Below are 21112 nucleotides of genomic sequence, written 5' to 3'. Positions count from 1 at the left end.
CGGAGTACGACATGAACAAAGACATCCAGCGCTACACCGCCTCCGAGCGCAGCAACCACTGGGCGGTGGCCATCCTGTTCTTCCTCGCCGGGCTTTCCGGCCTGGCCCTGTTCCACCCCTCGCTGTTCTGGCTCACCCACCTGTTCGGCGGCGGCCCCTGGACGCGCATCCTGCACCCCTTCATGGGCGTGGCGATGTTCCTGTTCTTCAGCGTCCTGGCCCTGCGTTTCGCCCACCACAACCGCTGGGAGAAGGGCGACGGCCAATGGCTGCGGCAGATGAAGGACGTCATCAACAACCGTGAGGACCGGCTCCCCGAAGTCGGCCGCTACAACGCCGGGCAGAAGATCCTCTTCTGGGTCCTGCTGGCCTCCATGATCACCCTGCTGCTCACCGGCATCGTCATCTGGCGCCAGTACTTCAGCCACTTCTTCGGCATCGACCTGATCCGCCTCGCCGCCCTGCTGCACGCCTTCGCCGCCTGGGTGCTGATCCTCAGCATCCTCGTGCACATCTACGCCGGCATCTGGGTCAAAGGCTCCATCGGCGCCATGCTCCACGGCTGGGTCAGCCGGGGCTGGGCGCGCAAGCACCATGGCGCCTGGTTCAAATCCATCGAGAAGGGCGACGGCAAGCACTGACCTCGCCCCATCCAGCACCTTCACAAGGAGTCCTGCGTGTCAGGCCAATTGCTCGAACCGGAACAGATCGCCGCAGCGGCGAACATCCCGCCCTTCCTCCACCTGCCGCAGCGCGACCTCTTCGCCACCCGCGCCGAACGCCTGCGCCAGCTCGCCGACGGCCACCCGCTGGCCGCCTACCTGCTGCTGATCGCCGACCTCTGCGAGGCCCAGCAGCGCGTGCTCGACAACCCGCCCGCGCTGCCCGGCCCCGCACCGGAAGCCGTCGCCCGCAGCCGCGAGCACCGCATGCCGCCGCTGCCCTTCGAAACCCTGGTGCGCGCCGACGGCTGGCTGGCCGCCGTGGATGCCCTGCTGGACCAACTGCCGGCCCCCGGCAACCCCGCCGTCGCCGCCGCCCTCCAGCAGCTGCGCCAGGCCGACGCCGGCCAGCGCAAGGCCTGGGGCATCAGCCTGCTCAGCGGCCAGTTCGACCTGCTGCCGCCCGCCGTCGTCCCCTTCCTCGGGGGCGCCCTGCAGGTCGCCTTCAGCCACTGGCTGCTGGCACTGCCCGAGGGCAGCGTGCAGGACGGCGAAGCCAAGGTGGTCTGCCCCGCCTGCGGCTCCCCGCCCGTGGCCGGCATGGTCCGCCACCTCGGCCAGCACAACGGCCTGCGCTACCTCAGCTGCTCCCTGTGCAGCTGCGAATGGCACTACGTGCGGGTCAAGTGCAGCCACTGCCAGGAGAGCAAGCGCCTGGCCTACCTCAGCGTCGAACGCGACGACCGCCCGGCCGACAAGGCTCCCCTGCGCGCCGAGACCTGCCCCAGCTGCCAGGGCTACCTCAAGCACTGCTACCTGGAGCACGACAGCCACGCCGACGCCCAGGCCGACGACCTCGCCAGCCTCGACCTCGACCTGCGCCTGGCGGAGGAGGGGTATCTGCGACGTGCGCCGAACCTGTTGCTCGCGCCTGGGAGCGAATGAGCACCTAGACTCAGCAACCAACCCCAATGGACTCGGCCGGCCACGGGAGGGTACGCGATGACGATGGCGGGACGCGCTCGAATCAGGCATTGCCCCAGCGCAATCCCTTGCCAACCGCGCTACCGAACCCGCACGCGCTAACCCGGACGCCGCTCAAGGAATCCCCCATGTCAGCCCCTCGTCTACCCTCCGTCGACCGCCTGCTGCGCAGCCCCGCCTGCACGCCGCTGCAGCAGCGCTACGGCCGCGAGCCCCTGTTGAAAACCCTGCGCGACCTGCTCGACGAACTGCGCGAGCCCGCACGCCAGGGCCAGCTCGCCGCCATCGAACTCAGCGAAGCCGTGCTCGCCGGCCGTGCCGGCGAACGCCTCGCCGCCTGGCACGCCAGCCGCGTGCGCCGGGTGTTCAACCTCACCGGCACCGTGCTGCACACCAACCTCGGCCGCGCCCTGCTGCCCGAGGAGGCCATCGAAGCCATCACCCTGGCCGCCCGCTACCCGCTCAACCTCGAATTCGACCTCGCCAGCGGCAAGCGTGGCGACCGCGACGACCTCATCACCGGCCTCATCCGCGAGCTGACCGGCGCCGAGGCCGTCACCGTGGTCAACAACAACGCCGCCGCCGTGCTGCTCGCCCTCAACAGCCTCGGCGCACGCAAGGAAGGGGTCATCAGCCGGGGCGAACTGATCGAGATCGGCGGCGCCTTTCGCATCCCCGACATCATGGCCCGCGCCGGTGTGAAGCTCGTCGAGGTGGGCACCACCAACCGCACCCACGCCAAGGACTACGAGGCCGTCATCAGCGCCCGCACCGGCCTGCTCATGCGCGTGCACACCAGCAACTACAGCGTCCAGGGCTTCACCGCCAGCGTCGCCACCCCCGACCTCGCGCGCATCGCCCACGCCCACGGGCTGCCCCTGCTGGAAGACCTCGGCAGCGGCACCCTGGTGGACCTCACCCGCTGGGGCCTGCCCAAGGAACCCACCGTGCAGGAAGCCCTGCGCGACGGCGCCGACATCGTCACCTTCAGCGGCGACAAGCTCCTCGGCGGCCCCCAGGCCGGGCTCATCCTCGGCAGCAAGGAACTCATCGGCCGCATCAAGAAGAACCCCCTCAAGCGCGCCCTGCGGGTAGACAAGCTCACCCTCGCCGCGCTGGAAGCCGTGCTCGCCCTCTACCGCGACCCCGAGCGCCTCGCCGAACGCCTCACCACCCTGCGCCTGCTCAGCCGGCCGCAGCCCGACATCCTCGCCCAGGCCCAGCGCCTCGCCGCGCCCCTGGCCACCCAGCTCGGCGCCACCTGGCAGGTCAGCGTCGAGCCCGCCCTGGGCATGATCGGCAGCGGCGCCCAGCCCGTCGCCCGCCTGCCCAGCGCCGCCCTCTGCCTGCGCCCGCAGCAGCCCAAGCGCCTGCGCGGCCGCGCCCTGCGGCAACTGGAGGAAAGCCTGCGCACCCTGCCCATCCCGGTGATCGGCCGCCTCGACGACGACGCCCTCTGGCTCGACCTGCGCCAGCTCGACGACGAGCCCGCCTTCCTCGCCCAACTGCCCCACCTCGACGGAGCCCTGCCGTGATCGTCGGAACCGCCGGCCACATCGACCACGGCAAGACCGCCCTGCTCACCGCCCTTACCGGCCAGCAGGGCGACCGCCGGCCCGCCGAGCGCGAGCGCGGCATCACCATCGACCTCGGCTACCTCCACGCCGACCTCGGCGACGGCCAGAGCACCGCCTTCATCGACGTGCCCGGCCACGAACGCTTCGTCCACAACATGCTCGCCGGCGCCTGCGGCATCGACCTGTTGCTGCTGGTGGTGGCCGCCGACGACGGCGTCATGCCGCAAACCCGCGAGCACCTCGCCATCGTCGAATTGCTCGGCATCCGCCGCGCCCTGGTGGCCCTCACCAAGATCGACCGCGTCGAGCCCGCGCGCATCGCCCAGGTCCGCACCGAAATCGCCGCCCTGCTGACCCCCGGCCCCTTTGCCGGCGCCCCGGTGTTCCCGGTGGACAGCCTCGGCGGCCAGGGCATCGACGCCCTGCGCCAGGCCCTGCTGGGCGAGTCCCTGCTGGCCGCCACCCGCCGCGACGACGGCTTCTTCCGCCTGCCCATCGACCGCGCCTTCAGCGTCTCCGGCGCCGGCGTGGTCGCCACCGGCACCGCCTTCGCCGGGCAGGTGCGCATCGGCGACGAACTGGTGCTCAGCCCCTCCGGGCGCCTGCTGCGGGTGCGTGGCCTGCACAGCCGCAACCAGCAGGTGGAGAGCGCCCGCGCCGGCCAGCGGGTCGCCATCAACCTTGCCGGCGAGCGCCTCGCCGTCGACGACCTGCACCGGGGCGACTGGCTGCTGGCGCCGGCCCTCGCCGCGCCCACCACCCGCCTCGACATCGACCTGCACCTGCTGCCCGGCGAGCCCCATCCGCTCGCCCACTGGACGCCGGTGCACGTCCACCTCGGCGCCCAGGACGTCACCGGCCGCGTCGCCCTGCTGCAAGGCAACAGCCTCGCCCCCGGCCAGCAGGCCTTCGCCCAGGTGCTGCTCAACGCCCCCGCCCACGCCGTGCACGGCGACCGGCTGGTGCTGCGCGACCAGTCCGCCCAGCGCACCCTCGGCGGCGGCCGCGTCCTCGACCCCTTCGCCCCCGCGCGCAACCGCCGCAGCACCGAACGCCTCGCCCAGCTCCAGGCCCTGCGCAGCGCAAGCCTGGAACAGGCACTGCCGGCCCTGCTCGACGCCGCCGACAACGGCCTCTACCCACAACTGCTCGAACGCCAGTTCAACCGCCCCCGCAGCGGCTGGCAGCTGCCGCCCGACACCCTGCAGATCGACACCCGCCTCGGCCCCCGGCTGTTCACCCGCGCCCGCTGGCAGGCCCTGGAAAACCGCCTGCTGGACGGCCTCGCGCGCTTCCACGCCGAGCAGCCCGACGAACTCGGCCCCGACCGCGACCGCCTGCGCCGCTATGCCCTGTCGGAACTGGAGCGCCCGGTCTTCATCGCCCTGCTGGAACAGCTCATGGTGCGCGAGGCCGTCCAGTCCAGCGGCCCCTGGCTGCACCTGCCCGGCCACCGCGTACAGCTCAACGACGCCGACGAAGCCCTGCGCCAGCGTATCTGGCCGCTGCTGGAGGCCGGCCGCTACGACCCGCCATGGGTCCGCGACCTGGCCCGCGAACTGAACGTGGACGAAAGCGCCATGCGCCTGCTGCAACGCAAGCTCGCCCGCCTCGGGCACCTGCACCAGGTGGTGAAAGACCTCTTCTACCCCGACGCCACCCTGCGCGAACTCGCCCAGCACGCCCGCCAGCTGCAGGCCGCCCACGGCACCATCAAGGCCGCCCACTGGCGCGACCGCATCGGCCTCGGCCGCAAGCGCAGCATCCAGCTGCTGGAGCACTTCGACCGCATCGGCTACACCCGCCGCATCGGCGACGAACGCAAGATCCGCGAAGACTCCGCCCTGGCCCTGCTCACCCCCTAGCCCCCGGCGCACCGCGAGCGCCCCGGCCGGCAAGGCCTGTAGGACGCACCGCGCCGGGCACACTGGCGGCCTGATGGGCGACGACGTCGCCCCGCCCGGTGAAGGAGCCAAAGGATGAAACCCTGGATCGTCGGGGCCGTGGATGCGGCCCTGTTCCTGTTCGGCTGGAGCGCCATCGCCCTGGCAGCCGCCCCTGACGCACAGGCCGCGCTGCTGTTCTCCGCCTGCTGGCTGCTGCCCGTTTCCATCGCCGTGTGGGCACTGGGCACCCGCCAGGCCCGCGCCATCCTGGCCGGCCGGGGTGGGCTACGCCGTGCGGCGTGGGAGGGGTTCTGCTGGGGCGCGGGGCTTGGGCTGGCCGTCGTACTGCTCAGCAACGCCCCGGATGCCCTGGCGGCGGGTGGCGCGTTGGAGGGGCAGCCGTTGTTCAGTGGGCATACGGCGCGGTTTCTGCTGTATGGCTGGCCGTTCTATTTGGTGACGGGGGTTCTGGGGGGTGGTCATGCGGTGGGCTTTCATGTGCTCAACGCATGGCTGCTTCGGTAGGTAGCGCTTGGGAAAGTTAATAAGGTAGTAACGCTCGGTTTATACCGCCAGCTAGGGCTTGAGTGGGTAGATTTCACCGTCATCGCCTTGAACTTTTGCGCCGAGAATTTTAGATATCTTTACGAGTTTATTGATGGCGTTTTCGGATGGGTCTTTGGTGTAAATCTCGCAAAGCTCAGGGTTGTACCAAATGGGAAATTTCTCAAGCTCCAGAGAAACTAGGAAGTCATCTAATGAATTTTTATCGTCACGCTGAATTTCATTATCCGTTTTTACGTAGTTGCTCCATTCTTCGCGGCTTATGCACGGGCCGCTTTCGTCAGCCCAAAAATCTTTTTTTGTAATATGGAGGTCGTAGCCTGCATAGGCGAGTTTACTCACCATTACCAAAAGCGCAGCGATGATTAATTTCATATGTAACCCTAATGTTTCAGTTAATCCGATCCGCGCAGCGGGTTCGGCTTGAATTAATTGTTAGAACTCACCTGGCCTAAGTGGGTACACGTGAAATCGATACGGCCCCGTGCGCTCCACGACAACTCTGTCTCCAGGCTTGAGTTGATGGACTGCGAAGAACTCACGTACCCAAGCCCGGCGCCTAAAAATCTTCTTGTCCCCGGCGATGTCCGTAGCAACAGGATCACCGATGCCTGAGTGAACCTCCAAAAGCTGTGGCGCTTGATCAGCATCAGATCCACCACCGATAGAGTCGGCAGGAAAAAGATCATAGATGCTGGAAAGGTACAGATGATGGTGGTCCAGGTTTGACTGGTTGATTTCGATGATTCCGTACCGCAAGAGAATCTCCTGTGAGTTCTAACTATAAAAAGACATCAATTGGTGAAAACGGCCCAATTGGTGAATAAAATTTTCTTGCAGGCGGCGCTGATAGCCCTAGGATGTACTTTCTGCGCCCGCCGAAACTAGAGTTGTGCTCCAACTTGGCAAGAGCCTTTGCCGGCGTTTCGGCCGGATTGCACATTAACGTTCAGGCTGGGTGCTAGACAAGGTTCGGCTCCATACAGGAATCGCTCAAGGGATTACTACGCGATGGGGAACAGAAGCCCTGAGTGGCGGCTTTTGGCCGGTTGCTGCCTGTCGAGAAAAACAGAAAAGGCGGAAAATTTATTTATCTGCCATAGATTGGCTAATACCCGCTATCATCCGGAACCTTAATTAACTCTAATGTATGTGTCGTGATTCATACGGAATATCCGCATCTCGTCTTCCCACTCGATATCGCCGGCCTCTTCGCCATTGAAAGAGTCATTTCTAATCGCCCCGCCGATCTTGGTGAACGTCATTACTAGGTGCTTTCCGGCCAGCTTCCAGCGGCCTGTGCGCCATATGCTGAAGTCGCGGTGCACTTCGTCGCTGCGAAGGCTACCGTCGGCTTTGAAGTCGTAGGTCATGCCATAGCCGGTTCGCCATTTGCCGACCAGGGTGGAGGATGACGTTGGGGCCGTGCTGGATGGTGCTGATGAGGAAACGTTTGTGGCGGTGGGTGAGGCGATTTTCGTTGCATCGACCGCGCAGGGCGTGCCGGAAAAGGTCACCGATCCCTGGGCATTTTTGCATTTGTACATATCGGCGTGGGCCAGGGGCAGCAGACTGCACAGGGACAGCGACAGGAAAAAACTAACGCAACGAACGGCGTTCGGCATGACGAAATCCTTTTTGTCGGGAGCGGCACGGTGCGAGCGTATCAGAGTTGCAATCGGCAAATACTCATCACTGTGTGCCCGAAAAGAGGACAGGCTTATTGTCCCCTACTCTAAACGGCTGTTCTTTCCGGCCCAAAAGCAGACATCCCAGGCCGAGTGCAGGTGGTTGGAAAATCAAGACGATCATGCGATATGCTCGCCGCGCTCTAGGGCATAGGCGGACGCGCTAGCGGTCGTCGAACTATCGACGCTTCGTAGACACCACGTGAGGTCGCAACGGAGCTGACGCGAAAGCCCTACAGATCAACAAGGAAGGCAATCACGCCCGGTGGCGTGGCCGGGCTTCAAACCCGTTTCATCGCGTGCTCACTGATGGTGAATGCTGGTCAACGCCAGCCGTTCTGCCGCCTGGGCCAAAGCTTGAGTGACCTATGCTGGGCTTCGCTGGTTTGTGGTTTCGACACTTTTTCGACAGCTTCTTTAAACTGTTAGCTTCGCGGCAGCTGGTTCTGCCTGACGACTAGGCGCGACATCGCGATGTAGGGGAGGGCGAAGTCGAAGGGCGATTTTGGTAACCAAATGTCGTGCCTGTGTCTATTATTGGTCAATTAGTGGTTGGCAATTGATAAGTTGTTTTTATTTCGTGTTGCGACTGCTGGGGCTGGTCAGAGCGTTGTAAGGTTTGTCTGGCTTTTTTGTGCGCTTTTTTCGAGATGGTTGTTAGGAAGTATTATGTTTTATTCCAGAAGGTTGAATCGTGAAACAGGGCGGGTAGAGGTCTGGGAATGTGAATGGTCAAACCCTGGTACGGGAATGGCCAAAAAGAACTTTATTCGTAAATATTCTGATGAAGATGACCTGGAGCAACCGGTTGAGCATTACTCTATTGCTTCGGCCGTTTGCTGGGCACCTGGGCGAACGATTGGGAATATCGCAGTAAGTTCAGAAGAGGTCTTTGGTAGCTTTGACGGAAAGACGGGTTCAGATGCTATTCTTCCTTGTCATATAGTTCCGTGTGGGAAATTTAGGAATGGGGCGCGGAGATGGTACTGTAAGACCCATCAGATGCACTGGGGGACAAAGGCTGATATAGCTGCAATACCTCAGTCTGGGGAAGTTACCTGTAGTAGTCACGCTATGGAGATGAGCTATGTGGTTGATCCCTTGGTTGTTGACTTTAACGATTTCGAAGAGATAGGAGTTTGGTGTTCACTGCCACCTGCGATTTCCTCGCAGTCAATCGTTCCTAGAGCACCAAAAATTCATGTTCATAAGCGCTTTGCTGGGAATGGTCGTAAGGAAATTGATCGGGATTTTGATGCGATCGTATGCTCCTACAACCAGGATCTCGGCCTTTTTGCTAGTCAGGATATTACTCAGATACAAGTTACCCCGCCAGCAGCTTTCGAGTTTGTTAGCTCCTTAGAGGATGGTAGGGAGATGTCTTGTATTACTTGCAAGAGATGTGGATATCCGCACTTGGATTTGGGTAGTTTTGCGACTACGCCCCATGCGAAGCATTTCTGTGGGAATTGCGGTAATGATAGTGTCTGGAGTGATGGAAAGATTGTGTCGACTCCATTGAAGCCGCTTCATGATCAATTCAACAATAGTAATACCTACGTAGTTCCAGATAGGTCAATCAATTTAGACGATTATGAAGGCAAGGAGTTTGAGATTTGGTCATCTACTCCTGCTGTTGTATGGACCGCAAATCGCCCCCAGGAAAAAGGAATTCATGTCCATATCTATTCGGGAAGTATCGAGGGGCGCCGTAGAATTGTTGATGATACTTTTGGAGAGGTTGTTTATAAGGGGGAGGTTCTTGATCGAAAAGAACTTTGGAAGAAAATGACAGGGTATACCGTCTATTGATAGAGGGTTAGGTTTTCTATCAAGAGGCCCCTGATCCTTTGGTCTGGGGGCGTGGTGTTTAATAGTGGGGCGGGTTGTTTGGTTTTTCTCTCCTTCCTAAGTGTCTGTTCTAATGGTGCAGCAGAAATGGGGGCGGATTAATTTCATACTCTAAGTGGAGTAGTGTAAATAAATCTGTCCCCTGTTTTGCGGAGTTCCTGTCGCTAGCCGTCCTAGTCAATGCTGGCCTTCCTTGGCCATCGATTTCGACACGGTTTAGGAGGTTGCGTCGGAATCTACCAAGATGTTTTCTTCGATAACTGCGCTTTCGACTTCAGCTCCTAAACGGTTAGCCATAGAGTTGTAAATATCAGAGCCTTCTTCCGCACCTTCAAAGGTTAGGACAAAGGAAATTTCTTGCTCGTCTAGTTCGTGGTGACTTTCTAAGCCGAATTGGTAAAGGTCGCGAGTGTAAACTCGTGCATGCAGCCTCATGGATGACAGGTCAATAGTCCTTCCTGAAAATGAAGCTGCATGTCTTCTAATTGGACTCCATTTTGCCAGCTCGCTTCTCGCAGTTTCTTCTTTCTCTTTTGATTCTTTCATTGAGCCGAGCAGGTTTACTGTACTTCCATTTGCTGCTGTGCCTTGAAGGGCAACTTGTAATCTTGTGGCGAAGTAATTAGATCCGCCCAGTTCAGATACTATTGGGTTTATTATGGCGGTTAAAGAGGCAGCTCCATACAATTTGCCATTTTTGATCATTTCTTTAGGGATAGGAATTTCATTCCAGTAGTAGGCGAAGCCAGGTCTTAATTTTGACGTCCATGCTAAGGTCACGGTTCCTTCTTTGCATGTCCATGGAAGCTGGTCGGGTGCCCATGGTGTCCCCCAGCCTAGCTCATTGCAATGGGCCTGACGTTCAGAGCTGTTGATTAGGAGCGCCCTAACCAAATCTGGGGTCGGTTTTTTAAGATTGATGAATGTGTGAGCGGCAAGTGACGAAATTAGCGCCGCACTATAACTTGTTCCGGTGTTAGTAACTCCACCGATCATTCTTAGGCTGGAAAACCACGATAGGTCAGGTTTTTTCATACCTACAGGGCCAGGGCCTTTCAAACTTACATTGCAACTACTACTCGGCTCACCTGTTGGGCTTGCTTTTCTGCCACCTACAGTTAATGCCGCTTCGCAGTCTGCCGGCGGGCACAATAGAGTGTTTCCGCTTTTATTCTTGTTGCCGATGGAGATAATCGGAAGTAGGCCGTGTTTCCTTGCGATTTTATTTATCTTGTGGCCAAGGGAACTGACTTCATTGAGGCTTGTAGATGGCTTTATCTCGTTGAAAGACAGGTTCCAGACCCTGGTATTTTCCTTCGTCCGCTGAGCAACGTCCTCTAGGTATTCAATGAATTGATCCTGCGAGGGTTGTTTTTTTATTCCATCTTTGGTTATCGCTTGTGCCGTAATGAAGCGGCAGGCTAGTTCGGGCAGGGCAAGATTATTGTTCCATTCGTGTCCATGGCAAACAAGCGATGTTATCTGATTTCCGTGGACTCTGTTTGCGGAGAAATCATCTACCAGCGGTGGGGCGGACCATACTTCAAGGGGCTCATAACTCTTGGCGCTTCTGCCACCGTCAATAATCACTACAATTGGTAGTTCGTCAATTTTTTCTGTAGGGATAGAAGGCTCTTTTCCATCTCCTGGCGGGGTTGAGTTGGAGCATATTGTCGATACAGGCTCGATGCGATATGTGGTTCCAGAAGCGGCAATGCGACTCAGGTCGTCCGGAGTTTTAATTTTTGCCGAAAATGATGCAATACCCGTCTTTGTATATTTTTCAAGAGTCCTAAGAAGCCGCTGCTTACTTCTGTCTGTTATTTCTCCTTTTGCACCGAAAGGATTTGGAAAGTCGTCATCGCCAAGAGTGATGTCACCATCATGGAACAACTTGAGGATATCATTTTTTACTGAATATCTTGCTTTTTCATCTCTAAACGGCAGAAGCCACAAGTTGAAGTCGGCAGCTTCGTCATTGCTTTGTTGAGGCCATATTTCAGATGTTGATCTATTTCTTAGCGTTTCTATGGAGTCAAAGATGTTGATCGACTCTATGCGGGATATGTCAACTTTATCTACTATGCTGTTTGATTTTGATATTTTTGTTGCAATGGTTTCGAAGGCATTTGTGTCTACTTCAATTAAGTAGCCATCGAAGGCGGGGGCAATTATTTGGCAGCCGTACTCAACCCTGAAGATATCTTTAGGTGTCCAGGAGGAAGCATGTGAATCCGGGAACATCCTGGCGACGAGATGGATTTTATTATTGTGCGTCCTAATTTTTTGACTTTTTCCGGAGAAGCCAAGCAGCTGCTTTGAAAGCTTGCTTCTTTGAGTTGTGAGTCTCGAATAAATGATACTCTTTTCATTCTTTCCACCCCCGGGGACCGTTCTAGGGGATGGAGTCTTCAGGTAGGTTAGTACTGGGTTTAGTACGGGTTTGCCCTCGTTGCCCTTTGCCATTTCTTATTCCTTTAAGTAGCTGGCAATTGTTTGCCTGCTGATGTTTAGTAGTTTTGATATTTCTACTTTGCTGACGCTGTGTTTGTTATGGAGTAAGTGGGCTATTTCTTTTTTGTCGCTGCTGCCAATTTCGCTATTGGTTGGCATGCTGGTATTTCCTGAAGTGCTGGAGGTAACGGCCTTAATGACCGATCCTAAGTTTATTGGCGACTCGCTGAGCACAGATTTTCTTCTTGCTGCAATTGAGATGCTTTCGATGTCTGCCCCTGTTAGGCCTTCGGAAAGCTTTGCCAATAGCGTTGTTACTTCCTCCTCTCCTTTGTCTTGGAATAGGAAATGATCCCACAAGTTCTTGCGAATGCTCGTGTCCGGGAGTTCAAATCGTATTTTGTACGGAAATCGTCTCCAGATAGCGGGGTCAAGCAAGCCTGAGTGATTTGTAGCGGCAATCACAATGGTGTGATCATCCAGTGAGTCAAGTCCTTGAATTAGGGTGTTAACAACTCTTTTTAATTCGCCGATTTCGTGTTTGTCGTCTCTAAGCTTTGCAACGGCATCTACTTCGTCTAGAAAAAGGACGCCGTTTTTAGCGGGTACAAACTCGAATATCTGTCTGAGGTTCTTGGCGGTATCTCCAAGTAATGATGAGATCACGGAATCCAGTCTTACTACGTATAGTGGTCTATTTAGCTGTGCGGCTAGATGTCCGGCTATTAGTGTTTTTCCTGTTCCCGGTGGGCCGGAAAGAAGCATGTTCATTCGGCCGCCAAGTCCATTTCTTAATAAGCGATCAAGATTGACTACGTCAGTGATATACGTCTCGAATATTTCTTTGGCTTCTTGGTTCAAGAATAGAGGGCTTACAGGCCATTGATGCTCCTCAAGAAGTGGCATTCTTGATTTGGGGTCTACAGGAAGGCTTTCCATGTATCCAGAGCTTCTTAATGGAACCCCTTTGCGTCGTAATATCGATTTGATCTGTTTGGCGGCTTCTACATCCTGTTGGCTAACAGTCTTTGCGATTCTGTTACTAACACTGCGGACATCAGAGTAATTGGCCTCTAATGATGCTTCTATGAGAGCAATGATGTCTGCGTACTCGACTTGCATGGTCACCTCAAACGAAAACGCTCTCCTTGAGAGAGCTGTATTTCGATGAAATGTCATGGATCGGTCTGTCTTTGTCAAGAGAAATGCTAAATGTGTAAAGGCTTTTCTTTTTTTTGCATGTTCCTTGTTTGGTTTCTGTCGGCTTGGCTTGGCTAGCTGCCGCACGTCTCCGCCTTTTTTTGCGCGGTTCGCTCGGTCGGATGCTGGCTGTGCTGGTGCCACCAAAACTGACATTGCGCTGACTCGAAGCGTTTTTCCTGCTCGAATCTTTTTTTCTCGGCTTGTCGCTGGAGTTGTAGTGGTCAACCCATCCCGAACCCTCTGGCCACGGTGAAGCCTATGAAGCTCCAGGAACGGGAGCTGGCCTACCTCGATCACGATCAGCTGAATACCTTGTTCACCACGCTTCGCTCCATGCAGCACGTCCATGTCGAGCTGATATCCACGATCTGCCTGGCTACAGGTTGTCGCTGGGGAGAGGCACAAGGGCTTGTCCCGTCCAGGGTGAAAGGTGGGGCAGTCCACTTCGTGGAAACCTAGTCGAAGCGTCGTAGATCAATTCCGATCACCCACGAGCTGGAAACCCGCATCCTTGACCACTTCGCGCAGCATGGTCTATTCACCAACTGTCGAAACAGTTTCGATGAAGCGGTGGAGAAGGCCGGTCTAAAGCTGCCTGCTGGTCAGAAGGCGCACGTACTGCGTCACACCTTCGCTTCGCATTTCATGGCAAACGGGGGGAACATCCTATCGTTGCAGAAGATCCTGGGGCATTCCTCGTTGTCGATGACCATGCGGTATGCGCACCTGGCGCCAGGCCACTTCCAGGATGTTTTGGAATACGGCCCCACCAGAGATTTTCGACAGTTCTTCGACACCTCCCCGCTTGCTGAGCAGGAAGGTACGGAAAAAGCCTTATAGATCAATATGGAAGGCAAGCACGCCCGGTGGCGTGGCCGGGCTTCAAACCCGGTGGGGGACGGCAGCCGTTCCTGGGTGGGTTCGACTCCCACTGCCTTCCGCCACTTTCCCTCCCTTCTTCACTGTCCTTACCGGATGCAATGCGCGGATGTCCGACCAGAAGAGTTCTTCCGGGAACATCTGCGAGCCGTTGTATTGGAAGGTGAGGAAGTGCGGGGCGTCGTAGACGCCCTCCATCGCCATCACCACGCCGACGATATGCACGCAGGTGAAGGTGGGCTCCGGGACGTCGGGCCAGTTCAGTTCTATCCAGGCGGTGCGGCCCATCAGCGCGCAGGCGGTATCGAACGTGAAGTCAGCCATGCTCAATCTCCTTTCAAGCGGGTCCATTAGGTACTCCATAGCGCCGCTCGGATTCCTAGCCGTGCAGGAGTAACCCTTCCAGTTCTAGGAGGGTTCCTTCAGTATTCCGGCCGTTCCAGGCGATGCGGCATATGGACTATTTCCATCGCTGCATTATCCACAGATTTTGATTTATGGCAATGGTCCATATTGGTGTGATTCCATGGCTGAAGGGATGGCTGATCGAGCGCTTCATCTGCTCGAGATAACCAGTTTGAAAGACCTCGCCGAGGTCAACAGCAAGGAATACGTGCGCTGGCAGAGCATCAAGCGCGGCAAGGCACGTTTCGGCGCAGATGAGCTGGAGAAATTGAGTCGGTTTTATCCACAGTTCCGCTGGTGGCTGCTGACCGGGGAGGTGCTGCCCGAGGCCGGCCAGACCAGCCCCATCGACGCCCCCCCGCCGGACGCATGAGCCGCCTCACCCACCTGATCGAAGCCGCCCGTGGCGACCTGCCGCCCTGGGTGTCGACACCGGCCGAACGCTGGGACGCCATCGCGAGCGAGTGCGGGCCGGATGAGCGGCTGGAGATCGAGCAGCGCCTCTACGCCTTGCGCTTGGAATTGGATGCGGTGGAGGACTGGGACGGCGACACCCGGGACGATATCCACAAGGCCATCGAACAGTTCCGCCGTCTGCTGCAGCTGGCTGGGGATAAGGCTAGGTGCCAGCGCTGATTTTCCAGTTCTGCGGGTGACACCCGCAGCACTCGCTGATCGGCAAGGCGCCTAGGGGCATTGCGAGCAGCAAGCCGCTTCCGGCCTTACGACGCGCCCACCATCCCAACCAGACGCGCCAGCACCATCAGCACCAAAGCCCCTGCAAACAGCCCAAGGCTGGGCGCGGGCAACCGCTGGCCATCCCGCAGGCTTTGCAGAAGCCGGCCGCGCACGACTTGCGGGGTGAGGGCGAGCCCGGCGAACAGGCTGCATATGGCAGCGGTTTCGAGCAGGGCCTGTGCGTTGAAGGGCTGGGTGAGCAGCAGGCTGAGCGGCATCAGCAGCACGATCAGTGCGGTGCCGCGTTGGCGGGCTGTGAGGGTGGTCCATTCGAGCATGGTGGGTCCGTCCAGAAAATATCCGGCGCAGTTTATCGACGGCCCCGACCTCAGCCAACAACCCGCCGCATGGCCACGCGCCCGCTGAGGCCGGCTTCACGCTCGGCGGCAAGGTGCGCGGCGAGGGCGCTGTCGCAGGCGGCTTCGGCCAGTACCTGAAAGCCCACGCGTTCGTAGAAGGGGCGGTTCCAGGGCACGTCAGCGAAGGTGGTGAGGGTGAGGCAGGGCAACCCTTCGGTGCGGGCGCGTTCGGCGGCGGCCTCCAGCAGGGCGCGGCCGTGGCCCTGGCCGCCGTGGTCGAGGTGCACGCTGACTTCGGCGATGTGCAGCCCCTGGCCTTCACGCTCGGCCAGCAGGAAGCCGACGGCGTGCCCGGCGTGTTCCACCACCCACAGCAACCCGGCGTCGAGCCCGCGCTGGAGCACGTCGCGCGGCAGCGTGTGGCCGCGCAGGTGCGCAGGCAGGTGGGTGGTGCTGAAGCGTTCGGCGGCGAGCCGTTCGATGTCGCCCAGGGCGGGCAGGTCGGCGGGATGGGCGAGGCGAAGGGTCATGAAGCGCTATCTACCAGGGGTTTCTCCATCTGCACCAGGGCCACGCGCTGGCCGCCCGGTGCCTGGCGCTCGACGATGGCGCGGGGCTGGTAGCCGAGGCGGGTGTAGAGCAGCAGGCCGCCGGTGTTGGCGTTGAAGCAGGAGATTTTCATCAGCTTGGCGTCGTAGCCGGCGCGGGCCTGCTGTTCCATCACGCCGATGAGGTACTGCGCCACGCCCTGGCCACGGGCCCAGTCGGCCACGAGCATGTTGCCGAGGGCGCAGTAGGCGCCTGGTTCCCATTGGTAGAAGTTGGCGAAGCCGGCGATGCGCCCGTCCAGCAGGGCGACGGTGCTGCCCTGGCGCTGGGCGATGGCGTCGGCCAGTTGCTCGACGCTGAAGGGCCAGGTGGCGCGGGGGTAGGCGAAGAAGAGTTCGTCGGCGTCGCGGGGGAAGCGGACGACCTCGGCGAGGTCATCCGCGCCCACGGGGCGGTGGCTGAGTACGGACATGGAGGGACTCATCGGGGCGGGTAGTGGTCGAGGATGCGGCCGATGGTGTCGCGGATGGCAGCTTCGCGCTCGGCGGGGCTGGGTGGGGTGGCGGGGAGGATCTGGGCGGCGCTGCCGCGCCAGACGAGCTTGCCGTCCTTGCTGTCGTAGAGGTCCACCTGCAGGGTGCCCACCTGGTAGTCGTAGGTGCGGGTTTCGGTCATGCCGGGGCCGCCCCAGTAGTTGCCCCAGTTGCCGCCCCAGTAGCCGCCGTAGTTGGTGCTGACCTGCTGCTGGCGATCGTCGACGATCAGCCAGCTCTGCACCAAGAGGTCGGCGCGGGCGCCGGGTGCGGCGGGGCGCAGGCCGCGCTGGTCGAGCTGCTGGGTGAGGGCGTCGCGCAGGCGCTGTTCGGTGAGGTCGCTCTTCAGGCGCGGGTCGTCGGGGCGGTACTGCAGGGCGGGCTCTTTCCAGGCCCAGCTGCGGTAGGCGCCGAAGTCGCGGGTGCGGTCGTAGTCGCGGTCGATCTCCACGCTCTGGCAGGCGGCCAGCAGCAGGACGGAGGCGAGCAGGAACAGGCGGCGGATCATGGTGGGTCTCCTGGGCCGGGGGGCCTATCCAATCCCATGCCGGGGTGGCCGGCAAGGGTCTGGGTCAAGGTTTTGCACGCTGTCGGGGGTTCGTTTCAGCGCGGGGGGTACTCGCCGAGGGCTTCGGCGGTGGCCTCGCGCAGGGCCTGGTTGCGGTCGCTGCGCTCGCCGCTGGCGTCGGTTTCGGCGCTGCCGGTCCACACCACCTGGCCGTCGCGGGCGTCGCGGAATTCCAGGTAGACCACCGCTACCTGCACCTCGTAGGTGCGCACCAGCGGGGCGCTGGCCCAGCCGCCGTAGCGGTCGCCCCAGGGGTCGTTGCCGTAGTAGACGCCGCTGCGGTCTTCGTATTGGCGCAGGCGTTTCTCGAAGCGCAGGCTGGCGCTCACCCGCAGGTCGGCGCCGGCCGGGTCGTGGGCCTGGCGCAGGCCGCGCTGGTCGAGCCCGGCGTTGACGATCTCGGCCATCTGCTCGGGGGTGACCCAGGTGTTGCCGGCGGGCAGGCGGCCGTCCTGCCAGCTCCAGCTGCGGTAGCGGCCGAAGTCGCGCGGGGCGGCGGGGTAGGCGCTGCGGTCGAAGTGGGTGGCGGCGCCGGGCGGCGCCGGCGGCATGGGCAGGGACTGGGCCTGGTAGGGGTTGGGGCTCTGGCAGGCGCTGAGCACCAGCAGGCTGGCGATGAGGGTGGCGCGGTGCATGGTGGCCTCCGTCGAGGCGGGTTCTGGGTGCCCCGTTTCCGGGGCGCTGCTCATAGCGGGCGGCAGATCCAGTGTAGATAGCGCCCCAGGCCGGCGAAGGCCGGGTGACGCCGGTGGGCCAGTTCCATTTCCAGCAGGTCGGCCAGTTCGGCACGGGCCTGGAACTCGCTGGGCATGTAGTCGTGGAACACGCGGATGCCGCTCTGCGCTTGGACACGCCAGTGCGTGCCGAGTTGCGCGGCCAGCTCGCGCGGGTCCAGCGGGCGCTGGGGGGTGAGGCTCTGGCCTTCGCCGGCGAAGCGGTTGCGCCGCAGCTTGCGGAAATGCCCCTTGAGCAGGTTGCGGTAGATGAGCGCGTCGCGGTTGTAGAACGCCAGGGACAGCCAGCCCTCTGGGGCGGTGAGGGCGTGCAGGGCCGGGAGGATGGCGTGGGGCTCGGCGAGCCATTCGAGCACGGCGTGGCAGATGACCAGGTCGAAGCGGCCGTCGAGCTGCTCTGGCAGGGCCTGCCAGGGGGCCTGGATGAAGGTGGCCTGGCAGCCGGCTTCGGCGAAGCGCTCGCGGGCGCCGTCGAGCATCGGTTCGGCCGGTTCGGCGAGGGTCACCTGGTGGCCGCGCTGGGCCAGCCAGAGGCTCATGTGGCCGAGCCCGGCGCCAACGTCGAGCACCCGCAGGGGGCGTTCGGGCAGGGCTTCGCCGAGGTCGGCCTGGAGCACGGCGAGGCGGATGGCGCCCTTGGCGCCGCCGTAGATCTTCTCCGCGAAGCGCGCGGCGAGGGCGTCGAAATGGCGGTCGTCGGTCATGGCAGGAAGCGCCGTTCGCTGTCGGCCAGCTTGTCCAGCACGGCCTGGTTCATGTCGATGCCCAGCTCGCTGCACATCAGCAGCAGGTAGAGGATCACGTCGCCCACTTCCTGGCCGGCGTGGTGGAGGGTGTCGGCGTCGAGCTGGCGGGACTGGTCTTCCGTCAGCCACTGGAAGATTTCCACCAGCTCGGCCATCTCCACGCTGGCGGCCATGGCCAGGTTCTTGGGGCTGTGGAATGGGCGCCAGTCGTTGTGGTCACGAATGGCGTGCAGGCGGCGGGTAATGGCGTCGAGGTTCATGCGGCTCTCCTGGGAGGCCGCATAGCTTGGTGCCGGGGGCGGCGGGGTGCAAGCGCCGCGCAGGGGGCGGTGCTGGCGCTAGTCGGCCAGCGGCGCCCAGCTGCCGGCCATGTGCGGCAGGTCGTCCTTGCCGCGCAGGGCGAACTGGCCGCTGGCGCCGGCGACGCTGGCCAGCAGGCGCACCTCGGCAGGCAGCAGGACGGGCTTCTGGAAGCGCACCTCCACTTCGTAGCCGGCATCCGGCAGGTGGGTGCCGAGGGCGGCCAGGGTGCGCGCCTTGTTCCACAGGCCGTGGGCGATGGCGCGGGGGAAGCCGAACAGCTTGGCGCTGGGGGCGCTGAGGTGGATGGGGTTGTAGTCGCCGGCGACGCGGGCGTAGCGCCGGCCGATGTCCTTGGCGGCGCGCCAGTGGTCCAGCTCGGTCAGTGGCAGGGCGTCGACCTCCTCGCGGGGGGCGGGGGCGCCGTCCAGGCGCAGGCCCCGGTAGAGGATGCGGCTGTCGCCCTCCCAGAGCAGGCCGAGCTGGTCCTCCAGGCGGGTGATGAGGCTGAAGGTGGCGCCTTTGTCGTGGGGGCGCAGGTCCTGCACGGCGACGCTGACGCGGAACGGCCCGAGGCCGCCGAGGGTGCGCAGTACGCGGATGCGGTTCTCCAGGTGCACCAGGCCGAGCAGCGGGAAGGGGAAGCGCTTGTCGGTCAGCAGTTGCATCTGCAGCGGGAAGGCGAGGATGTGCGGGTAGGTGGCCGGCAACCGGCCGTTGTCGCCAAAGCCGCAGACCTGGCGGTAGCGCGCCAGGTGGCGGGCATCCACCTCCACCTGAGTGCGCAGGCCGAGGTCGGGCAGGGTGCGCCCGCTGGCACCACGGCGCAGGGCGGCACGCAGGAACAGGCCGGGCAGGGCCGGGAGGGTGGGCAGGTCGAGCCAGTCGGTGGCCATGGGCGATCTCCTCGTTGCGAACGCGATGCAGCTTAGCCGCCCCGTCCGGCGGCACATTGGCCGCGCCGCATGGCGTCCTGGCAGGGCAGTCAATCCGTCCGGGCGGCTCAAGCGCGCCTTGAGCGCACGGTAAAAAGCTGCATAAGATGGCCCCCGCCTCGCATGACAAGAATTCGGAAAATGATGCGTGACCTGACCGACGACGTGGCGCTGATGCGCGCGGTGATCGACGCCCTGCGCGCCAGCGGCGCCGACCCTGACAAGGTGTTGGGGCGGCTCGGCCTGCCAGCCGGCGGCCTGCCCGCCGGACGCTTCCCCCATGCTGCCCAGGCCCAGTTCTGGCGGGCCGCGGCGGAAGAGTGCGGGGAGGAGCATGTCGGCCTTTACCTGGCCGGCCACCTGCCGGCCTTCCACGGCCTGCTGCTGGAATACCTCTTCCTCTCCAGCGAAACCTTCGGCGATGGCCTGCGCCACGCCCTGCGCTACGTGCGCCTGCTCTCCGACACCCTCAATGCCCGCCTGGAAGTGGACGGCGACCGCGCCGTGCTGTCCCTGGGCCAGAGCATCGGCAGCAACCGGCACTTCCCGGAGATGCTCGCCGGGGCGGTGATCCGCCTGTTCCATGCGCTGACCGAAGGTGACTTCATCCCCCGCGAGGTGCTGCTGATGCACGCCGAGGGCGCGCCGGCCGAGCGCTACCAGGCGGTCTACGGCTGCCCGGCACGCCTGGGTGCCGAGCGCTACGCGCTGGTGTTCGACGCCGCCGTGCTGGACAAGGCCTCGCGCCATGCCGCACCGGAACTGCTGCGCATGCACGAGTCCCTGGCCCGTCGGCAACTGGCGGAAGTGGAGCGGCTGGACCTGGTGCGCAAGGTGCGTGAGCTGATCGGCGAACTGCTGGTGGACGGCGGCGCCACCCTGGAACAGGTCGCTGCCCGCCTCAACATGCCCGCCCGCCGCCTGCGCGAACGCCTGGCCATGGCCGGCGTGCGCTTCAACGACCTGGTCACCGACTACCGCTGCCGCCTGGCCAAGGAACTGCTGCTCAAGACCGACGAACGCATCGAGGTGATCGTCGAACGCACCGGCTTCTCCGAACCCAGCACCTTCTACCGCGCCTTCAAACGCTGGGTCGGCGAAACCCCCGTTGAATTCCGCCGCCGAGGCCGCCCCCAGGCTGACGCCTGACCCGCCCACTCCCAAGGCCGTGTGCCTGGACTTGGTGGATGAAAAGAGCGTCATCCCCCCTACACGAGCTTGCGCCGGGTGGATCGCGCTCCACCGTCTCAACGCCGGAACGGAGTGAGTCCGTAGGATGCGGTGAGCTATGCGAACCGCATCAATTCATACCCACCTTGGGATGATGGGCTTCGCACAGCTCAGCCCATCCTACGGGGCCTCGGCGCCATCTGGTGAGCGCCGATCTAATGGGTTATCCCCAGGCCTGGGCGCCGGGAGTTGGTGGATGAAAGGAGCGTCATCCCCCCTACGCGAGCCTGCGCCGGGTGGATCGCGCTCCATCGATCCACCGTCTCGACGGCGGAACGGTATGAGTCCGTAGGATGCGGTGAGCTATGCGAACCGCATCAATCCAAG

General features: G+C 61.7%; 21 protein-coding genes, 2 tRNA genes and 1 pseudogene. 12 read left to right on the top strand and 12 right to left on the bottom strand.

Going from position 1 to position 21112, the window contains the following annotated elements:
• Positions 1 to 11 precede the first annotated feature (11 nt).
• The 5 genes from FBY21_RS16620 (at position 12) to FBY21_RS16600 (ending at position 5634) form a co-directional block, all read left to right on the top strand.
• Positions 12 to 641, top strand: a complete 630-nt coding sequence (locus FBY21_RS16620; protein WP_142012440.1) for a formate dehydrogenase subunit gamma — start codon at positions 12 to 14, stop codon at positions 639 to 641.
• Positions 642 to 677: 36 nt separating this feature from the next.
• Positions 678 to 1607 carry a formate dehydrogenase accessory protein FdhE gene (gene fdhE, locus FBY21_RS16615; protein WP_107330944.1) on the top strand — a complete coding sequence of 310 codons (930 nt, stop codon included), beginning with the start codon at positions 678 to 680 and terminating at the stop codon, positions 1605 to 1607.
• A gap of 167 nt (positions 1608 to 1774) precedes the next feature.
• Complete coding sequence (gene selA, locus FBY21_RS16610) at positions 1775 to 3181, top strand: L-seryl-tRNA(Sec) selenium transferase (RefSeq protein WP_142012437.1); 1407 nt, start codon at positions 1775 to 1777, stop codon at positions 3179 to 3181.
• Positions 3178 to 5088, top strand: coding sequence for a selenocysteine-specific translation elongation factor (gene selB / locus FBY21_RS16605; protein ID WP_142012434.1), 1911 nt, complete (start codon positions 3178 to 3180; stop codon positions 5086 to 5088). Before selA ends, selB begins: the two co-directional genes overlap by 4 nt.
• 114 nt (positions 5089 to 5202) lie before the next feature.
• Positions 5203 to 5634, top strand: a complete 432-nt coding sequence (locus FBY21_RS16600) for a hypothetical protein (protein WP_142012431.1) — start codon at positions 5203 to 5205, stop codon at positions 5632 to 5634.
• Positions 5635 to 5685: 51 nt separating this feature from the next.
• On the opposite strand, the gene FBY21_RS16595 is transcribed toward FBY21_RS16600, so the two are convergent.
• Positions 5686 to 6048, bottom strand: a complete 363-nt coding sequence (locus FBY21_RS16595; protein ID WP_142012429.1) for a hypothetical protein — start codon at positions 6046 to 6048, stop codon at positions 5686 to 5688.
• Positions 6049 to 6806: 758 nt separating this feature from the next.
• Complete coding sequence (locus FBY21_RS16585; RefSeq protein ID WP_142012424.1) at positions 6807 to 7298, bottom strand: DUF4124 domain-containing protein; 492 nt, start codon at positions 7296 to 7298, stop codon at positions 6807 to 6809.
• Positions 7299 to 7613: 315 nt separating this feature from the next.
• Between FBY21_RS16585 and FBY21_RS29445 the strand changes: the two genes are divergently transcribed.
• Positions 7614 to 7693 (top strand) — tRNA-Sec (locus FBY21_RS29445).
• Positions 7694 to 8030: 337 nt separating this feature from the next.
• Entirely contained in the window at positions 8031 to 9173 is a 1143-nt protein-coding gene (locus FBY21_RS16580; RefSeq protein ID WP_142012422.1) for a hypothetical protein, read from the top strand.
• Between the two features lie 255 nt (positions 9174 to 9428).
• Here FBY21_RS16580 and FBY21_RS16575 read toward each other — a convergent pair whose 3' ends face one another.
• Together FBY21_RS16575 and FBY21_RS29970 are read right to left on the bottom strand one after the other, a co-directional pair.
• Entirely contained in the window at positions 9429 to 11678 is a 2250-nt protein-coding gene (locus tag FBY21_RS16575; protein ID WP_142012420.1) for a S8 family serine peptidase, read from the bottom strand.
• 3 nt (positions 11679 to 11681) lie between these two features.
• Entirely contained in the window at positions 11682 to 12431 is a 750-nt protein-coding gene (locus tag FBY21_RS29970) for an ATP-binding protein (protein ID WP_253543907.1), read from the bottom strand.
• A gap of 672 nt (positions 12432 to 13103) precedes the next feature.
• On the opposite strand from FBY21_RS29970, the pseudogene FBY21_RS16565 reads away from it, so the two are divergent.
• From FBY21_RS16565 to FBY21_RS16550, 4 genes and pseudogenes are all read left to right on the top strand, one after another.
• A pseudogene (locus tag FBY21_RS16565) lies at positions 13104 to 13709 on the top strand (tyrosine-type recombinase/integrase); the annotation flags it as partial.
• A gap of 8 nt (positions 13710 to 13717) precedes the next feature.
• A tRNA-Sec gene (locus tag FBY21_RS16560) sits at positions 13718 to 13813 on the top strand.
• A 461-nt stretch (positions 13814 to 14274) separates the two neighbouring features.
• Entirely contained in the window at positions 14275 to 14526 is a 252-nt protein-coding gene (locus FBY21_RS16555; RefSeq protein ID WP_044411235.1) for a hypothetical protein, read from the top strand.
• The gene (locus tag FBY21_RS16550) at positions 14523 to 14789 is read left to right on the top strand and encodes a hypothetical protein (RefSeq protein WP_142012417.1); all 267 of its coding nucleotides are present in this window, start codon (positions 14523 to 14525) and stop codon (positions 14787 to 14789) included. Before FBY21_RS16555 ends, FBY21_RS16550 begins: the two co-directional genes overlap by 4 nt.
• Before the next feature lie 86 nt (positions 14790 to 14875).
• Here the strand turns inward: FBY21_RS16550 and FBY21_RS16545 are convergent, their stop codons facing one another.
• The 8 genes from FBY21_RS16545 to FBY21_RS16510 form a co-directional block, all read right to left on the bottom strand.
• On the bottom strand, positions 14876 to 15169 hold the full coding sequence (locus FBY21_RS16545) for a hypothetical protein (protein WP_142012415.1): 294 nt from the start codon (positions 15167 to 15169) through the stop codon (positions 14876 to 14878).
• Positions 15170 to 15219: 50 nt separating this feature from the next.
• Positions 15220 to 15720 carry a GNAT family N-acetyltransferase gene (locus FBY21_RS16540; protein ID WP_142012412.1) on the bottom strand — a complete coding sequence of 167 codons (501 nt, stop codon included), beginning with the start codon at positions 15718 to 15720 and terminating at the stop codon, positions 15220 to 15222.
• A complete protein-coding gene (locus FBY21_RS16535) occupies positions 15717 to 16211 on the bottom strand; it encodes a GNAT family N-acetyltransferase (RefSeq protein ID WP_142012410.1) in 495 nt (164 codons plus the stop codon). The genes FBY21_RS16540 and FBY21_RS16535 overlap by 4 nt, the downstream gene beginning before the upstream one ends.
• A gap of 8 nt (positions 16212 to 16219) precedes the next feature.
• A complete protein-coding gene (locus FBY21_RS16530; RefSeq protein WP_142012407.1) occupies positions 16220 to 16780 on the bottom strand; it encodes a DUF4136 domain-containing protein in 561 nt (186 codons plus the stop codon).
• 95 nt (positions 16781 to 16875) lie between these two features.
• Positions 16876 to 17475, bottom strand: coding sequence for a DUF4136 domain-containing protein (locus tag FBY21_RS16525; protein ID WP_142012405.1), 600 nt, complete (start codon positions 17473 to 17475; stop codon positions 16876 to 16878).
• A 50-nt stretch (positions 17476 to 17525) separates the two neighbouring features.
• Positions 17526 to 18278, bottom strand: a complete 753-nt coding sequence (locus tag FBY21_RS16520) for a methyltransferase domain-containing protein (RefSeq protein WP_044411246.1) — start codon at positions 18276 to 18278, stop codon at positions 17526 to 17528.
• Positions 18275 to 18580: a nucleotide pyrophosphohydrolase gene (locus FBY21_RS16515; RefSeq protein ID WP_142012403.1), complete on the bottom strand. Its 306-nt coding sequence runs from the start codon at positions 18578 to 18580 to the stop codon at positions 18275 to 18277. The genes FBY21_RS16520 and FBY21_RS16515 overlap by 4 nt, the downstream gene beginning before the upstream one ends.
• Positions 18581 to 18658: 78 nt before the next feature.
• Complete coding sequence (locus FBY21_RS16510; protein WP_142012401.1) at positions 18659 to 19516, bottom strand: MaoC family dehydratase; 858 nt, start codon at positions 19514 to 19516, stop codon at positions 18659 to 18661.
• A gap of 183 nt (positions 19517 to 19699) precedes the next feature.
• Between FBY21_RS16510 and FBY21_RS16505 the strand changes: the two genes are divergently transcribed.
• The gene (locus FBY21_RS16505) at positions 19700 to 20704 is read left to right on the top strand and encodes an AraC family transcriptional regulator (RefSeq protein WP_044411304.1); all 1005 of its coding nucleotides are present in this window, start codon (positions 19700 to 19702) and stop codon (positions 20702 to 20704) included.
• Positions 20705 to 21112: the final 408 nt, after the last annotated feature.

Source organism: Pseudomonas sp. SLBN-26, from assembly GCF_006715895.1.
Lineage (GTDB): Bacteria > Pseudomonadota > Gammaproteobacteria > Pseudomonadales > Pseudomonadaceae > Metapseudomonas > Metapseudomonas otitidis.
Note: the sequence above shows the minus strand (reverse complement) of the source record. Positions and strands in the feature narration are given on the sequence as shown.

What these genes read in the sequence shown, in the direction of transcription:
- FBY21_RS29970 (WP_253543907.1), bottom strand. Translation starts at nt 12,431, where the DNA reads ATGCTTCTTTCCGGCCCACCGGGAACAGGAAAAACACTAATAGCCGGA.
- FBY21_RS16550 (WP_142012417.1), top strand. Translation starts at nt 14,523, where the DNA reads ATGAGCCGCCTCACCCACCTGATCGAAGCCGCCCGTGGCGACCTGCCG.
- FBY21_RS16595 (WP_142012429.1), bottom strand. Translation starts at nt 6,048, where the DNA reads ATGAAATTAATCATCGCTGCGCTTTTGGTAATGGTGAGTAAACTCGCC.
- FBY21_RS16575 (WP_142012420.1), bottom strand. Translation starts at nt 11,678, where the DNA reads ATGGCAAAGGGCAACGAGGGCAAACCCGTACTAAACCCAGTACTAACC.
- FBY21_RS16620 (WP_142012440.1), top strand. Translation starts at nt 12, where the DNA reads ATGAACAAAGACATCCAGCGCTACACCGCCTCCGAGCGCAGCAACCAC.
- FBY21_RS16525 (WP_142012405.1), bottom strand. Translation starts at nt 17,475, where the DNA reads ATGCACCGCGCCACCCTCATCGCCAGCCTGCTGGTGCTCAGCGCCTGC.
- selA (WP_142012437.1), top strand. Translation starts at nt 1,775, where the DNA reads ATGTCAGCCCCTCGTCTACCCTCCGTCGACCGCCTGCTGCGCAGCCCC.
- FBY21_RS16520 (WP_044411246.1), bottom strand. Translation starts at nt 18,278, where the DNA reads ATGACCGACGACCGCCATTTCGACGCCCTCGCCGCGCGCTTCGCGGAG.
- FBY21_RS16530 (WP_142012407.1), bottom strand. Translation starts at nt 16,780, where the DNA reads ATGATCCGCCGCCTGTTCCTGCTCGCCTCCGTCCTGCTGCTGGCCGCC.
- FBY21_RS16600 (WP_142012431.1), top strand. Translation starts at nt 5,203, where the DNA reads ATGAAACCCTGGATCGTCGGGGCCGTGGATGCGGCCCTGTTCCTGTTC.
- FBY21_RS16510 (WP_142012401.1), bottom strand. Translation starts at nt 19,516, where the DNA reads ATGGCCACCGACTGGCTCGACCTGCCCACCCTCCCGGCCCTGCCCGGC.
- FBY21_RS16540 (WP_142012412.1), bottom strand. Translation starts at nt 15,720, where the DNA reads ATGACCCTTCGCCTCGCCCATCCCGCCGACCTGCCCGCCCTGGGCGAC.
- FBY21_RS16505 (WP_044411304.1), top strand. Translation starts at nt 19,700, where the DNA reads ATGCGTGACCTGACCGACGACGTGGCGCTGATGCGCGCGGTGATCGAC.
- FBY21_RS16580 (WP_142012422.1), top strand. Translation starts at nt 8,031, where the DNA reads ATGTTTTATTCCAGAAGGTTGAATCGTGAAACAGGGCGGGTAGAGGTC.
- FBY21_RS16535 (WP_142012410.1), bottom strand. Translation starts at nt 16,211, where the DNA reads ATGTCCGTACTCAGCCACCGCCCCGTGGGCGCGGATGACCTCGCCGAG.
- FBY21_RS16555 (WP_044411235.1), top strand. Translation starts at nt 14,275, where the DNA reads ATGGCTGAAGGGATGGCTGATCGAGCGCTTCATCTGCTCGAGATAACC.
- FBY21_RS16585 (WP_142012424.1), bottom strand. Translation starts at nt 7,298, where the DNA reads ATGCCGAACGCCGTTCGTTGCGTTAGTTTTTTCCTGTCGCTGTCCCTG.
- FBY21_RS16545 (WP_142012415.1), bottom strand. Translation starts at nt 15,169, where the DNA reads ATGCTCGAATGGACCACCCTCACAGCCCGCCAACGCGGCACCGCACTG.
- FBY21_RS16515 (WP_142012403.1), bottom strand. Translation starts at nt 18,580, where the DNA reads ATGAACCTCGACGCCATTACCCGCCGCCTGCACGCCATTCGTGACCAC.